Annotated in this window: 13 protein-coding genes; 4 read left to right on the forward strand and 9 right to left on the reverse strand. The window is 40.0% G+C overall.

Annotated elements, in window-relative coordinates; translation table 11 throughout:
• Positions 1 to 2 precede the first annotated feature (2 nt).
• The 4 genes from aroA (at position 3) to ABWW58_RS08815 (ending at position 3,433) form a co-directional block, all read left to right on the forward strand.
• Entirely contained in the window at positions 3 to 1,313 is a 1,311-nt protein-coding gene (gene aroA / locus ABWW58_RS08800; RefSeq protein ID WP_353868775.1) for a 3-phosphoshikimate 1-carboxyvinyltransferase, read from the forward strand.
• Positions 1,310 to 2,422, forward strand: a complete 1,113-nt coding sequence (locus tag ABWW58_RS08805) for a prephenate dehydrogenase (RefSeq protein ID WP_353868776.1) — start codon at positions 1,310 to 1,312, stop codon at positions 2,420 to 2,422. The genes aroA and ABWW58_RS08805 overlap by 4 nt, the downstream gene beginning before the upstream one ends.
• 3 nt (positions 2,423 to 2,425) lie before the next feature.
• The gene (locus tag ABWW58_RS08810; protein ID WP_353868777.1) at positions 2,426 to 2,938 is read left to right on the forward strand and encodes a shikimate kinase; all 513 of its coding nucleotides are present in this window, start codon (positions 2,426 to 2,428) and stop codon (positions 2,936 to 2,938) included.
• Between the two features lie 96 nt (positions 2,939 to 3,034).
• On the forward strand, positions 3,035 to 3,433 hold the full coding sequence (locus tag ABWW58_RS08815; protein ID WP_353868778.1) for a (deoxy)nucleoside triphosphate pyrophosphohydrolase: 399 nt from the start codon (positions 3,035 to 3,037) through the stop codon (positions 3,431 to 3,433).
• Positions 3,434 to 3,536: 103 nt separating this feature from the next.
• Here ABWW58_RS08815 and ABWW58_RS08820 read toward each other — a convergent pair whose 3' ends face one another.
• The 9 genes from ABWW58_RS08820 to xerA all read right to left on the reverse strand — a co-directional run bounded on the left by ABWW58_RS08820 (position 3,537) and on the right by xerA (position 15,392).
• Positions 3,537 to 3,785 (reverse strand): hypothetical protein, encoded by a 249-nt coding sequence (locus ABWW58_RS08820; RefSeq protein ID WP_353868779.1) that lies wholly within the window; start codon positions 3,783 to 3,785, stop codon positions 3,537 to 3,539.
• Positions 3,786 to 3,884: 99 nt separating this feature from the next.
• A complete protein-coding gene (locus ABWW58_RS08825; protein ID WP_353868780.1) occupies positions 3,885 to 4,643 on the reverse strand; it encodes a DUF6904 family protein in 759 nt (252 codons plus the stop codon).
• A 109-nt stretch (positions 4,644 to 4,752) separates the two neighbouring features.
• Positions 4,753 to 7,596: a DEAD/DEAH box helicase gene (locus tag ABWW58_RS08830; RefSeq protein ID WP_353868781.1), complete on the reverse strand. Its 2,844-nt coding sequence runs from the start codon at positions 7,594 to 7,596 to the stop codon at positions 4,753 to 4,755.
• Positions 7,597 to 7,628: 32 nt separating this feature from the next.
• Positions 7,629 to 9,398: a DUF6119 family protein gene (locus ABWW58_RS08835; protein WP_353868782.1), complete on the reverse strand. Its 1,770-nt coding sequence runs from the start codon at positions 9,396 to 9,398 to the stop codon at positions 7,629 to 7,631.
• Positions 9,399 to 9,449: 51 nt separating this feature from the next.
• Positions 9,450 to 12,710, reverse strand: coding sequence for a type I restriction endonuclease subunit R (locus ABWW58_RS08840; protein ID WP_353868783.1), 3,261 nt, complete (start codon positions 12,708 to 12,710; stop codon positions 9,450 to 9,452).
• Between the two features lie 17 nt (positions 12,711 to 12,727).
• Entirely contained in the window at positions 12,728 to 12,931 is a 204-nt protein-coding gene (locus tag ABWW58_RS08845; protein ID WP_353868784.1) for a hypothetical protein, read from the reverse strand.
• 92 nt (positions 12,932 to 13,023) lie between these two features.
• Positions 13,024 to 13,755 (reverse strand): restriction endonuclease subunit S, encoded by a 732-nt coding sequence (locus ABWW58_RS08850; RefSeq protein ID WP_353868785.1) that lies wholly within the window; start codon positions 13,753 to 13,755, stop codon positions 13,024 to 13,026.
• An 18-nt stretch (positions 13,756 to 13,773) separates the two neighbouring features.
• On the reverse strand, positions 13,774 to 14,328 hold the full coding sequence (locus ABWW58_RS08855; RefSeq protein WP_353868786.1) for a restriction endonuclease subunit S: 555 nt from the start codon (positions 14,326 to 14,328) through the stop codon (positions 13,774 to 13,776).
• 68 nt (positions 14,329 to 14,396) lie between these two features.
• Complete coding sequence (gene xerA / locus ABWW58_RS08860; protein ID WP_353868787.1) at positions 14,397 to 15,392, reverse strand: site-specific tyrosine recombinase/integron integrase; 996 nt, start codon at positions 15,390 to 15,392, stop codon at positions 14,397 to 14,399.
• Positions 15,393 to 15,467 lie beyond the last annotated feature (75 nt).

Raw genomic sequence — 15,467 nt, forward strand, 5'->3', positions numbered from 1 at the left:
ACATGAAAACGCTACGAACAAATCAGCAACAAGGGCTTCAAGGCGCACTTGAGGTGCCAGGGGATAAAAGCATTTCCCATCGAAGTATCATTTTCGGCGCAATCAGCACCGGCGATACGGAAATCACTCATTTTCTTTCCTCGGAGGACTGCCTAAGAACCATGCAGGCATTTGAGGATATGGGCGTATCGATTGAACGGACGAGCGATCGTGTTCTCGTGCATGGCGTCGGATTAAATGGGCTTCGTCGGCCAAAACATGCATTGACTATGGGCAACTCAGGAACAACAACGCGGCTGATGCTCGGATTATTGAGTGGGCAGCCCTTCACAACAGAATTATTTGGCGACCAGTCACTAAGCAGGCGGCCAATGAAACGTGTCACCGAACCGCTCAGCCAATTAGGCGCGCGTTTCAAAGTGACCGAGGACGGACGACTGCCAATCACGGTTTACGGCTCGCAAGACCTCACCCCCGTTGACTACCGCCTGCCGGTCGCCAGCGCTCAGGTAAAAAGCGCGCTGATCTTAGCTGGACTATGCGCAAACGGAACATCAACCATTAGTGAAAAACAGCAGACCCGCGATCATACAGAACTCATGTTGCGCGCATTCGGCGGAGAAATCGAGAAGCAAGGACTGACACTAAAGGTAGCTGGACAGCCGAAGCTTATCGGTCAACCCATTAGGGTACCCGGAGATCTGTCATCGGCCGCATTTTTCATCGCTGCAGCCACACTCGTGCCGCGCAGTGCGATTACGCTCCATAATGTCGGACTGAATCCGACTCGTACCGGTTTTCTTCGTATTTTAAAACGAATGGGTGCAGACATTACCATTCAGAACCGTTATGATCATGCAGAGCCTTCAGGTGATCTGCTCATACGAAGTGCGTCACTGCATGCCATTGAACTCACAAGTGACGACATTCCAAGTGTTATTGATGAATTACCTCTGATCGCTCTCTTGGCGACTCAGGCTGAAGGAACAACGAAAATTACCGGAGCTGAGGAGCTGCGCGTCAAAGAAACAGATCGCATCACCGTTGTAGCTGCCGAACTACGAAGGCTTGGCGCAGAAATTACAGAGCTTCCTGATGGGATGATCATTCAAGGCGGAACACGACTCGCTCCGCAAGAAACCGACCAGGTGGACTCGCACGGAGATCATCGGATTGGTATGATGCTGGCTGTAGCTGCCTTACTTGTCAAAAGCGAATTGGCATTAGCCAATGCATCAGCAATCAATATCTCATATCCCGATTTCTTTGCTGATCTGAATCGACTCATTCCGGCAAGAAGGGCTGCTCTATGACGAAAACAATTGTCATCGACGGCTTAGGGCTCATCGGCGGCTCCATCGCTTTAGCGATCCGGCAACAGTGGCCCGAGCACAAAATCATCGGTGTCGATATTAATCATCATTCATTGACGTACGCAAAAGAAAGATGGATCATTGATGACGGCTTTACACAGCTGCAAAGCTATGCTGAAAAAGCCGACATGATTCTTTTAGCAGCACCGGTCTCCATTATTATGGAACATATGGAGCAGCTGGCACAGATGCAGCTGAAGCCGGGGGTCATCATTACTGATGTTGGCAGCACCAAAAGGCAAATCATGACTAAAGCATCCGTATTTGTCGATCGGGGTATTCACTTTATCGGTGGCCATCCAATGGCTGGTTCGCATAAAACAACTATTACGGCATCGAGAGCCGATCTTTTTCAGAGCGCATACTACTTCTTAATTTCCGATACGCTAAACGATCAGCGGTCACAAAAGGCAGCAGATGAATTGCAGGTACTGTTATCCGGTTTGGCTGTCAAATGGCAGCTCGTTTCGGCGCTGCAGCATGACCAAATTGTTGCTCAGATCAGCCACTTGCCGCATATTATCGCAGCCGGACTAGTCAACATGTCGCAGAACGAATTCAGCGGCTCAACTTTATCTTTGAAACTAGCTGCCGGCGGTTTCCGAAGCATCACACGAATCGCCTCCTCTGATCCGGACATGTGGACGGACATTCTCTTAAGCAACCGGCAGACACTGATTGACAAAGTCGATACGTTTAGCGAACTTTTGAAGCATGTCAAAGAGGCGCTCCATTCATCAGATCGAACGGCTATTCGAAACTATTTTCGGCGTGCCAAAATTACCCGAGACAGCATCAATGCTCAGGCTTCCAGTCACGCACCTAATTTCTACGATTTATTTATCAATATTCCTGACCGAGTAGGTTCAGTCGCCGAGGTGACGCGCGTTTTGGCAGACGCAAAAATTAACTTAGTCAACATTCATATATTGGAAATCAGAGAAGAAATTAATGGCGTTCTTCAATTGTCCTTTTCCAACCAAATTGATCTTGCGGATGCGACATGCGCTCTCAAGCAGCATGGACTGTCCGTAATACGAGGTGAATAACTAATGGTACACAGTATACTCGTCGGTTTTATGGGGAGCGGCAAAACAACCGTCGGACAACTCTTGGCGGAACGTCTGAACTGCCCCCATCTCGATCTAGACGCACTCATTGTCGCGCGTGTTGGCAAATCAATTAGTCAAATTTTTACGGAGCATGGCGAAGCCTACTTTCGTTCATTGGAATCGGAAATGCTTGCCGAAGCGTTCAAACGCGAGGGCGTTCTGTCCACCGGCGGAGGTACACCTGTCCGCCCTATCAATCGCCGATTATTAATCGATTCCGGTATCCCCGTCGTGTATTTAAAGGCATCCCCGGAAGTAATTATCGATCGGCTGCATGGGGATCAAAGCAGACCACTCTTTCAATCATTGGACAAAAAGAAGCTGATTCAGCTTCATCACGAACGAGAAAACGCCTATGAGCAATCCGCAACAATTCGGTTGAGTACCGATCATAAAGAGCCGTCCGAAATCGTCCACACTATTTTGAAGAGCATTGGTGCGTCTGTTCAATAAGAAATGTGCCGTGTCATCGGGCTCAGCGGTGCAGTTTCGTTGCACCATTCATTTTCATGATGAAAAATCGTGTATAATTTGATTTGAGGTGATTCGATGCGTAAGACTTTGTCTGTTGTTGCCGCAATACTAGAAAATGAGAATGAGGAGATTATGTGCGCTCTTCGCTCGCCAAAGATGTCAATCCCAAACCGTTGGGAATTTCCCGGCGGTAAAATTCAAGAAGGCGAAACACCTTCAGAAGCAATTGAACGTGAAATCGGCGAAGAATTAAACTGCTCCATTGAGGCTCAAGAAGTTTTTCTAATCAGCCATCATGACTATGAAACCTTCTCGATCGATCTCACTGCGATAAAATGCAAACTTGCAGAAGGTTTCCCAATAGCCCATGAACATTCCAAGCTCATTTGGTTAAAGAGAGAAAATCTTTACTCACTAAAATGGGCTCCGGCCGATGTCGCAACAGTAGATCAACTGATTAGAGAACAATTGTAAATGGTTTTGAATCAATTGGGAGTGATCCGTTTCAATTAAGAAACGGATCTTTCATTTTGAAAATAAGATGTACGCGTAAGCGTATCGTTATCTATAAAAAAGTTCACGGGATTCGTATCATCCTAATCAGCGAATCTTCTCGACTATTTATCACACATTTTTCATTCGATGTATGTATGATAAACAATTGTCCCTTAGCCTGAAAGAATGATCGATTTGCCTCTTTATCGGGGACTGATCGAATTGGGGCAACTTCATCAATGATTTTCTTATTGCCCTCCCGTTGAGCGTGAAGGATCGAGATCAGTACAAACTGATTCGGAAATAAATCTCGAACTTCTGTCCACTTCATGGTGATCACCTCCGTAGTTTTGAGCATAATCATCGAATAATTGTTGTCGTTGTGATTTTTGGTGCATGATTTACTCTTTCTATTCGCTGTTCTTAAATCTTACCATTCGATCTGCTCAGGATACTCTAGACCTTGCAATTCAAGCTCGCTGATGGCGCAGCCATATTCTTTCGCATCTCTCATAAGGCTTTCATAAAGATCAGGATAGTCACCCGAACGATTGATCATCTGGTTTGCAAAACGTGATAAGTTCTTCAGTCGTTTCTCTTTGTCCATTGCAATATACTTGATCGCAAGCTTGTCGACGAATTGAGTGGCATAGTTTGCAAAAAAAGGATACGTGTGCACCATACCATTTAACAGGCGGGTATAGACATGATCCGATACCAATTCATGCAGTGCAGCCATGATAACCGTCTGGAAATGGCGAACATGAGCGATTGATTCGTTATACGCCACTTTAGGTGCCAGCATTTGATCGGAAACAAGCTGATTTTTCACCAGGTTCTTCGCTTTCAGCAAAACAAAGTCATTCAAAGCCATGATGACAAACAGTGCCTCAATCCACACAGTATTGAATGAGTAATAGACGTTTTGAGGTGAAGCAACTAGCTGATGCCATTTCATATGTTCACGGGTTAAGTGATTTTCAACCAGTGACACTTCACGATCTCCTTGATAAGCATGCCGCAGATCATATAGGAATCCGAGCACGCGCAAACGAGCCGCTTCATAATTCGGATAGTCATCCTCATCGCCTATAAGTTCAGACATTGCGTCGTACAGTCGGTAAAATTCATCGAAGTCTCCGGTTAAAGTCACTCCTGTTGCATTAGGTGTTGTTCGTGCTTGAAGCATAGAATTCTCCTTTGACTTCAGATTTTAAAGTTATTCGCCCTATCTTCGCCATTATTCTTTGAGAATCTTGAAAAATCAAACTGCTAATAAAAGCTAGATTGGAATGCTTTTATACCTTTATCGTAAATTCCTGATACAGAGACATCGGTACTTCATGATGCAACGCAATCTCGGTGGTGATCGGCTTGTTGCCGTGATACGACGTGACATCTCCCTTTCCAAGATAGATGTAAGGCTCAGTATTGTTATCAATCACCTTAAACTTCCGAACAAAAAGATAGAGATTAATCCCATACTTTTGATTATGAATCAGCCTCTGCCCTTGTTTCGTCTCTTGTCGGGTCGGATGTGGCGTTTCCCATTGAAAGACTTTCGGATTAATAAATTTATCTTTATATTTAAGGCTTTCCTTCAGGTCCGCACCCTTGTTCAAATCAACAAACAAATAATAGTCAGTTCCATTAGGAATCGTTGAACCACGGAAAGCACTCAACTTTTTCTGAAAATTAATCAGTGGCCCCAGATCCCTTGTCGTATAGTGTTCATACAGTTTCAGGAATGGTACGCCATAATTTTTTGAGCCAAATTGCCGGCTGTATCTATAAAGCCCATAGTTCAACACGTCCAGTATATAGGATTTTTGTTGTTCATTTGCACAGATCTCCCCATACACTTGCGTTCGATTCAACTGATGTTGTTGCCGATCATAGTAACATAGTTTCAGATCACGGTCGATTTGCACATGATCGTCATAAGTCTGATTTAAGCGTTCAAAAGCGTAGAACAGCGTCTCCTTGGCAACGGAATCCATGTTTTTCAGAAGCTCGTTTTCAGCCTCATCACATGAGATTCGTTCATGTGTGACCAAATAGCGTAGAATAATAAATTCATGCGGTCGCTTAATTGGTAAAAATGCTGAGAGTTGTGGCAGTAACTGACAAAACGGCTCCGTCTTAGCTAACCGTTTCAACTCCTCGGTTTTTTCCACTGCGGCTAAAAATGCCAGATAACTTTTTTTATTATTAATAAACTTCACAGGATCCGGCGCACTTTCAAATTTTACATAGTCCATCAAACAATATGGAATGTCGCGCTTTGTTACTCTAATATATTCCTTTTTGAACTCGAGATACTCTTCCTTCAAGTGTTTCATCGCACGGAAATTCTCTTGATTTAATTGCTCAATAATTCGCTGCTGCGAGATTCGATCCATTTGAATATGAGTTGCTCCCGGCAAATCCGGGAAACCGCGATCAACGGCAACTTTTAAGCTGTCCTTGTCATAGAAACGCTTGCCACTGAGTGCAATCGCAATGAGAAACGTTTTACTATGGTTACCAATAAAATCAAGCACCGTGAGGAAGGATTGTCCCTCATATTTTCGCAAACCGCGGCCAAGCTGCTGCATGAAGATAATCGGTGAATTGGTCGGGCGTAACATCAAAACTAAATTTACGGACGGAATGTCAACACCTTCATTGAAAATATCAACGGTAAAAATAACCTGTAGCGGATCTTCATCATCCTCAAGTCTGCGAACCATTTCTTGACGCTTTGACTGCTTGTCGTCCCCAGTCAAGTAGGCACTGACGATGCCGCGTTTATTGAACTCATCGGCCATATATTGGGCATGGTCCTTGGTTACGCAATACCCTAGGCAATTACAGTTTTCTCCGTCATAGCTGTAGAAATTCATTTTGTCGATAATAAAATCAACGCGTTCATTCACTTTAAGCCGCTTTGCAACTTCAGCCACATTGTCAATGGAGACATCGGAAAGATCCACACCATCCACATCTGTGATGCCGAAGTAATGGAATGGCAGAACCAGATCTTCCTCTAACGCTTCATTAAGTCGAACCTCAAGCGCAATATTGTTATCAAATAAACCGAAGATGTCACCACGATCACAGCGTTCAGGAGTAGCCGTCATTCCGAGTAAAAATTCTGGCTTAAAATAACCCAGTACGCGAGTATATGTTGAAGCAGTCGCATGGTGCGCTTCGTCAATAATAATATAGTCAAAGTAATCAGCAGGAAACTCTCTATAATGATCTTTGATGGTTTGGATGGTTGTAAATACATACGGCTTTCCTGCATAGTCTTTGCTATTGCCGGTGAACATCCCCATCTGATTGCTATGACCAAGCAAGCGAATAAACGTCTCTTTAGCCTTTGTGAGAATCTCTTCTCGATGCACGATAAAAAGCATCGTCTTTGGCTGAACCCTTTGAACATCAAATGCTGACATATACGTTTTTCCTGTACCAGTCGCAGAAATAACAAGCGCTCGCATTTCGCCATGCCTTCTTAATCGCTCAAGATTATCAATCGCCTGCTGCTGCATCATATTCGGCACAATACGCTGCATCTCAGCATTTCCATAGCTGCTGAAGGACGGATCACGAGCAACAGCTAGCTGTGCCTTTAACTTTTCAATAAATCTCTGGTATTTCTGTAAAAAAAGATCATCTGCTACCGTGCATTGCGCCCACAGCTCGTTGTATTCCTTAATGGCTTTTTCCAGAAACGGGTTCTGTCTCGTGGACACCGTCGACACATTCCATTCGACGTTGCTCTTCAGTGCGCTTTGCGTAATATTCGAAGATCCGATCATAACCGTATATGTATCTTTATTCTTGAAAATATAAACCTTGCTGTGGAAACCTCTTACTTTATCAGTCTCAAAAACTCTTAAGTCGATATTATTGAAGGCTTTAATCTTCTTGAGTGCTTTAGGTTCTGTAAAATTCAAATAAGTGGATGTCATGATCTTCCCTTGTACACCACGATCACGTAGCTCTTTCAAGTTATCAAGCAGTAGCTGCAATCCGCTATAATTAATAAAGGCAACACTAAAGTAGAACTCTTCGCAGGTCGAAAACGCCTGCTGCAGTTCATATAAAAAGGTTTGTCCGTTTGAGTTGGTGATGAGTTTATTTCCCGAATACATGATTAAATACCATCCTGTTACTGTTAATGTGGTTAAATAATATTTAATGGAATAAGCATTTGACCTCTTCCTTCAAGTTTTTTATTTAATTCTAGCATTAAATATTTTGAATATGTCGCTTTACTGCCCCGACTATAACCTTTTAAAAATCCTGCTACGTAACAGATTCTTTTATTAAATGTATTTATAAATCCTTCTAAAGTAATATCAGGATAAATTTCAACATCATTCTTCTTGCAAATGTTATTATAGTAATTTTCTAGAAAACTGATTCTATTATAGTTGAGCATTTTTTGTAGGTATTCCGAAGAAGTTATAATTTGATTAGTTAAATCTCGAGCCCCTGCCCCAGAGAAACTTGACTTATTGCACATTAGATAAACAAAGTCTTTATCAAAAAAAATAAGATCGGCTATTTCAACGTTATCACTAAGAACTGTATGAGCAAATATTATCTTATTATTCTTCTTAAATTGTTTATTATATAAGTCCTCATTTTTTGCGACCTTTTTCAGCGAAAACCTGTTAATCAATTCACCATGACATTCTTTTTTATCAAAAAAAGATTTATAATTTTCATCGAGAATTTTGGTGTAAACCTTATCAAAAACATACCACATACCATTAATTAAGTAATAAGGACGTTTGCTTTCCCCATATTCAATATATCCTTGTAAGGTATTCAGAATAGTAATGGGATACAATAAAATATTTCCCGCATTATCTTTAGTCTGAATCAACCACTTTTTTAAGAGCTCCTCCATAAACTTTTTTGTTAACTCTATTTCTTTTTTCTCAAATAAGTTAAATAACTCCCACAATTCTATCGGCTCATTCTTACTAATAAAAATACTTCCATCTGGTTTTAATATTTCATAACAGCTAGCATTAAAATAGTATTTCTCAAAATCCTCTCCGACTAGCATAAACTTACTAAAGTCTTTGTTCTTTAAAGTACCTACAAGTTGATCTATCAATTCGCTATTTTTTATTCCCAGCTTTTTAGCTAGAATTAGATAGTTTAATGCAAAATTATCTTCTTTAGATTGTAATTTATCTATTTTATGGATCACACTTATAATCTGAGATATGGTAAATGAACGACGAATGTTGATTGAGTCTTTATTAACTATAGTTAATTTCTTATTTTGTGGTTCAGTAACATCAAAAGAAATGCCTAATTGATCTGCTATTTGTCTACTAATTTGAATATCAAGTTCTTTATAAATACTGCTGACATCTTGTTCAATTACAAAACTTGTATTGTTTCTATTTGCCCTTTGGGTAGAAATCCTATTTCCTGTAAGATTGTTTTCTAATACTTGCTTGACAATAGGTTTATCTCTCGTAACTATCTTTGGAATTAAATACAATCCGAAATTTTTGTCAACAAATTTATTAATATAATTACTTCCGTACCCAGCAGACATGGCATATATACTTTTATTATGTGCATGTAATAAAATGTAAGAAACACTTGAATTTTCAATAATGTTAGGGTGCATTGTATTATGACTTATATCAATCTGATTTATAAGTCCTACAATCATATTCTTCCAAACTGGTTCATTTGATGTTTTAAAGACAATACCTTTTATTTTTTTTAAGTTTATTACTTGATACTGACCTTTGTTCTTTTTATTAACTAGCGCAACTACACTTTTCAATATCACATCCATTACCTTTAATAAATGTGCTTTATTCACATTTTCTTCATGTAATGAAAAAACTTTTTCAACTACTTCAATATCAATTTTATATATGCTAAATTGAGTCTGTGCCTCAAATCTTGAAGAATTCAAAATTACACCTCCTCGTATATTCACGATGAAATATTTTTAGAGCTTTATTGCTCAAACATCATATTTGTTTCTCGTCTCTGCAGCTTGCTGAGCAAGCATCCCATCATAAGTAGGATTATCTGCTTCGTTGCTCGACATGAGGTTCACTTGTTTCATGACGGTCTCAAGTGCTTCTTTTGCTTGATCCGGTGGATAATCGTACTTTTTCAAGAGTCGTCGAATTGCCTTTCTCATCATCGCTTGTGCTTGGGTTCGGATGTTGAAGTCGACGGTAACATTTTTTCGAATGGATTGGGTCAGTTCCTGAGCAATCTTCTTCAACGTCGCATCGTCATAGAATTCTTGAACAGCTTCATCTTTGGATAGTGCATAATAGAAGGCGATTTCGTCTTTATTCAATCCTAGCTTTGCTTCGTCCTCGCCCATTTTTCGAATTTGCTTCGCCATGTGAAGCAGCTCTTCAATCACTTCAGCGTTTGTAATGGATTGGTTGCGGTATTTATTTAAAGATCGTTTCAATTTTTCAGAAAAGAGTTCTGACTTTACAAGGTTGGTTCGCGACATGACTTTGATCTCGCCTTCGAGCAGTTTTTTCAGCATTTCTCGGGCAAGGTTTTTCGTTTTTAACGTTTTCACTTCTTGGAGGAATTGTTCATCAAGCAATGAGATTTCGGGCTGCTGCAATCCAAGCGTTTGAAAGACATCAATCACATCCTCAGAAATAAGCGATCGTTCGAGCAGCTGATTAATTCGCTGTTCAATCACATTTTTACTTGGCGGTGTCTTGGCTCCATGTTGCAGTTTAATCAGACTGGCTTTTACTGCTTTGAAATAGCCAACCTCCATTGTCACTGCTTTCCCAGCTTCAGTTGCAGAAATAAGTCCATGTGCTTTACCAAGCTCTGTGGCAAATTGAATAAAATCCTTCTGTTCATCCTCATCCTTGCCAAGGATAAAATTCATTCCTTCTGCAATCGAGCGCATCCGCGTGCGTGCGGAAGTTGAGAAATAGCCGCTGTAATCAAATCCATGCATCATATTCTGAACGACTTCCAGTTTCTCTTTCATAACGGCAATCGCAGCTGAAGTATCAATCCCTGTATTTTTCCGATCACTATCGGTATACTGATTCAATGCACGTTTCAAGCTTTCGAGAATACCGATATAATCTACAACCACACCGCCTTCTTTATCTTTAAAGACTCGGTTGACACGAGCAATCGCTTGCATGAGGTTGTGCCCCTTCATTGGCTTGTCAATATACATTGTGTTGAGTGATGGAACATCAAATCCAGTCAGCCACATATCACGAACAATCACAAGCTTAAGCGAGTCACTGTTATCTTTCATCCGCTTCGCCAGTGTATCACGGCGCTGTTTTCCACCAACATGTGCTTGCAGACGTTCACTGTCTGCTGCACTACCAGTCATAACGACTTTAATTTTTCCTTTATCTAAATCATCGCTGTGCCAATCTGGACGTATGGCTACGATTGCATCATACAAATCGACACAAATTTTTCTGCTCATGCACACAATCATTGCTTTTCCAGACATAACTTCTTCTTTAGCCTCAAAATGCTGAACAATATCGGCTGCCAATCTTTTTATTCGATTAGGTGATCCGACAACAGCCTCAAGTCGCGACCACTTTGACTTGTTTTTTTCTCGTGCTGACTCTTCAAGCCCTTCCGTAATTTCGTCAAACTCGTTGTCCAACTCCTGCATCACTTCATCATCGGCTTCGAGCTTAATTACACGATTCTCGTAATAGATTTTAACGGTTGCCTTGTCCTCTACCGAACGCGTCATATCATAAATATCAATATAGTTACCGAACACAGCTGGTGTTGATTTATCATCGAATTCAATAGGCGTTCCGGTAAACCCAATGTACGAAGCATTGGGAAGGGCATCGCGCATATATTTGGCAAAGCCGAATTTGATCGTTCCTGTTTTCAGATTCGTTTTTGCTTCTAAACCGTACTGGCTGCGGTGTGCCTCATCGGCAATGATAATAACGTTGCGCCGATCCGTTAAAATCGGCATTTCTCCGTCCTCTGGCTTGAACTTCTGAATCGTCGTAAAAATGATGCCACCGGATTGTCGATCATTAAGCAAATCGTACAGACCATTTATTTCGCGAGATTGATCGTTTGCCAGAATCTTTTTCTGCTCATCCGTCAGTTTGCGAACATCCGCTTGCTTCGGTTCTTGCCTCAAAATCTCTTGTGCCTTTGAAAATGTTGTATAAAGTTGATCATCTAAGTCATTTCGATCAGTGATGACAATGATCGTCGGGTTATTCAATTCACGAACGAGTGTTGCAGTATAAAAGACCATGGTGAAACTTTTCCCTGATCCCTGCGTGTGCCAGACTACACCAATCTTCCGATTTCCAGAACTGCTTGATGCAATCTGTGTTTTCTCAATCGCTTTTTTCACAGCAAAATATTGATGGTAAGCAGCTAGAATTTTTATCAGTGATTTCTTGGCTCCCAGCTTCTTGCCTTTTACATCGTAACTTTCAGAACTAGTGGTTTGAAATAAGATAAAATGTGTCACAATATCGATCAAACGTGACTGTTCAAGCATTCCGCGAAACAGCGTCTCATATTGTGGCATTGAGAGTGGTGCTACATTTTGACCATCATCACTGCGCCAATTCATGAAGCGTTCAAAGTTAGAAGTGATCGTACCTGCTTTCGCATTAATTCCATCGGAAAGAATACAGAATGCATTGTAATGAAACAGCGACTGAATATCTCTCTTGTAGGTTTGAATCTGATTGTACGCATTCTCAATACCGACATTGTCATCTGATGCTGATTTTAATTCAATCACGACAAGCGGCAGTCCATTGATAAATAGAATTAAATCAGGACGTCTATTCTCCAAACCGATTATGGTAAACTGATTTACAGCCTGGAAGTCATTGTTCTCAATGTTCTGGGTGTCAATAATGTAAGCACGTTTCGTTCGAATCAGATTATCTTCCTTATATGAAACCTCGATTCCTTCCGTAAGTAACCGATGAAGGTAGTGGTTATTTTCGGCTAGAGATGGATTATTAAAGGTGATCAATTGACGAAAAGCATCATCCAGAGCTTCTCGAGGAATTTCTGAATTAATGCGTACTAAAGCTTCACGCACTCGATTTTCAAGGATCACTTCTTTATAATCCTCTCGTTCCGGATAGTCACCGTCACAAGCAATATCTGGTCCAGACTGATATTCATAGCCTAACTCTTCTAAGATTTCAATTGCTGCTTGTTCCAAAATATCTTCAGTAAAACTTTCCGATCCACTCATGGGTACGTTCCCCCTTTCTATTTAAAAAGCTTCTTCAGCAAAGCAAAAAGGTCAAATGTTGTTCGATGATAAACCTTGTTATAGACATATTTCTTTGGATTCCGCACCCATCCATAACCGCGCGGCATCTTCAAGCCAGCACGGTGGATCAGTTGCCGTTTCAGACTTGTTCGTGCAGATATTCTTCGCTTCAAACTCGGTTTTCTCAAGCCAAATTTCATCAATGAGCACCTCTTTAAAAGGATAATCTTTCAATAGAATGGCTGAGAAGCGGCAAAATAATGGAATATATTGCCGAATATTGAAATAAACCCTAATTTTCTTGACATTCACTGTCCACCGGAACCCTAATTTCACCAGACATGAGTTTGGGTAGGAGGGTGTCTCTAACCCCAATTAATCTATTTGCTTCCTTAGAATTTGTATGAATTTTCCTGATTATAGGATTGATTAGTTTTTTAAATTGTCTCAATATTGCTTTATCAGGAAATCTAATTGGAATTTTTCTTAGTTCTCCCAGGCTAATATATTGTTGCGTACTTCCAGCTAATCTTTCACTAATGTATTGGTAAAACCACTTAGTTTTAAAAGAATAATAAATGTATTCAAATAGATCCAATCTCTCGGAAGTTTTAAATAACCCAACATTTTTTATGGCAAATTTAACATCCCTTTCTTGAACGAGGAATAAATCCCCAACTGTTCCTATCATACTAATTAAAATATCATATCTTTCAACTTTGCTTCTCTTATTGATCTCAATGTAATCATGTTCACTAATCTTATTAGCATTCTCAATATCTAACCGTGTATTTTTCAAATGTTTGGACGTAATAAGCGGGTATCCAGTAGCGTGTTGCTTTGGAGAATTATGTGTCCCATCTTTTACGTTAATTAACGATTGGATTTTCACAACATTCCATCCCTTGGGAATTAGTCCGATTTTACTCTCGACCATCTCCCCCCCGCTAGATTTATAAGGTTTGCCTTCTTCATTGGGAAATTCAAAGTCAACAAACCAATGTTTGAAAATCGCTTGAGCCATGGCTTCTAAATTTTGATTTTATGCAGCAAATTCAACAACAAAATTTTGATTTATTCTATTATTCAATTCAATTTTTTTATCTAAAGATGAAAGTATATATGCGATTTTTTCCTGCCGTTTCAGCGGTGGAACATTCATAAAAGTGTTTTCAATTAAATCTGTTTGTGCTCTTTGTCTACCAGATGTTCCAGTCATTGATTTTATTGCTATCTCTCTTAAGTTTGGAGATATAGCTAAGTAATAAATATAGTCATTAACCGTTCTATTCTTTTTTTTCCGTAAAACAATAAATTCTGTAGATCCAAAACCCACTTCATTACTTTCCAAGAGTGTAACCTGTGCTGTTTTTCCGTTTTCAAGACATGGAGTTATTCTTGCTAATAATGTATCTCCATTTCTAAATTTAGACCCACCAGTATACTTTGTTATCTCAAAATCGCCAATATATTTATAGAATGGATGTAGCTTATCCATTCCAATTTTTTTTGCCAATTCACCTCTTTTTAACTTTTCGCTTGGATTAAATTCAATAACATCGCCCAACCTTTCTTCTGTCCATACATCAGAATTCATAATAAATCCTCCAGTGCTTTTAAAATGTAATAACGGTTTTCGTAATATCAGAGACGTGTTTATCAGATTCATCCAATGTATTTTCGATGTGCATTTTTCACATTTACCTGGTTCACCATTGCATATTGCAGGGTTGTATCTATTCGTTGATGTCCTAGCAGATGCTGAACTTGTTCGATGGGCATGCCTTTGTCAATAGCTGCTGTGGCTAACGTTCTTCTAAATTTGTGTGGATACACTCTTTCATCAGTAATTAATTTTCCAATTTTTTTGAGTCTTGCTTCAACACCACCAATTTCCAGTCGTAAGTTTGGTGTCTTCAAAGAAACGAATAGTGCTGGATTCTTGTCACAGCGCTCACTCAAATAATGCATCAGATGTATCTTTGTTCGTGCATCAAAATAGACAAGCCGTTCTTTACTCCCTTTTCCCAAAACTACGCATTCCCGTTCATGATAATTAATATCTGATTTATTTAATTTGACGAGTTCACCGACACGCATTCCGGTTGAAGCAAGAAGATCAATTAAGGCAAGATCTCTAGAATTAGCACAGGAATCTCTCATTTTTTCTAGCATTTCATCCGAATACGTTTCCTTTACCAACTTATCAGTTTTTACCTTATGAATCCTTCGCACCGGACTTTTCATGATCAATTCTTCATCCTCAAGCCATGAAAAGAAGCTCGATAAAATTCTTCTTATGTTATCAATCGTTACTTTGCTTACTTTTCTTGCATCATGGTAATCTGCCAAGTAGTTTCTTAGATCTTCAGTAGTGATTCGCGTTATATCTTTCCCTATCGAGACTAATGTACGATCAATGGTTTTCTTATAATAATCCAACGACTTACTTGAACATCCTTCTACTTTCTTGGATGATAAAAATCCGTTAACCTTGGCAGCATTAGTTAAAATATGATTACCGTTTTCCTTATCATTATCCATTTCCAAAGAAACTCCGACAAAGCACTCCACTAGCACATCTTTGAGCTTTAACATCTGATGGTTGTCCAAGTGAACCGCCATTCTATTCAGTACATCATTGATCATTTCGTTCTTCATAACTTCCTCCATTATGCATTTATTTCTAATTTTATATTGAATTTGCATAAATAGAGAAGCCAATTAGTAAAAAAA

The sequence above is a fragment of the Sporolactobacillus caesalpiniae genome (assembly GCF_040513385.1).
Lineage (GTDB): Bacteria > Bacillota > Bacilli > Bacillales > Sporolactobacillaceae > Sporolactobacillus.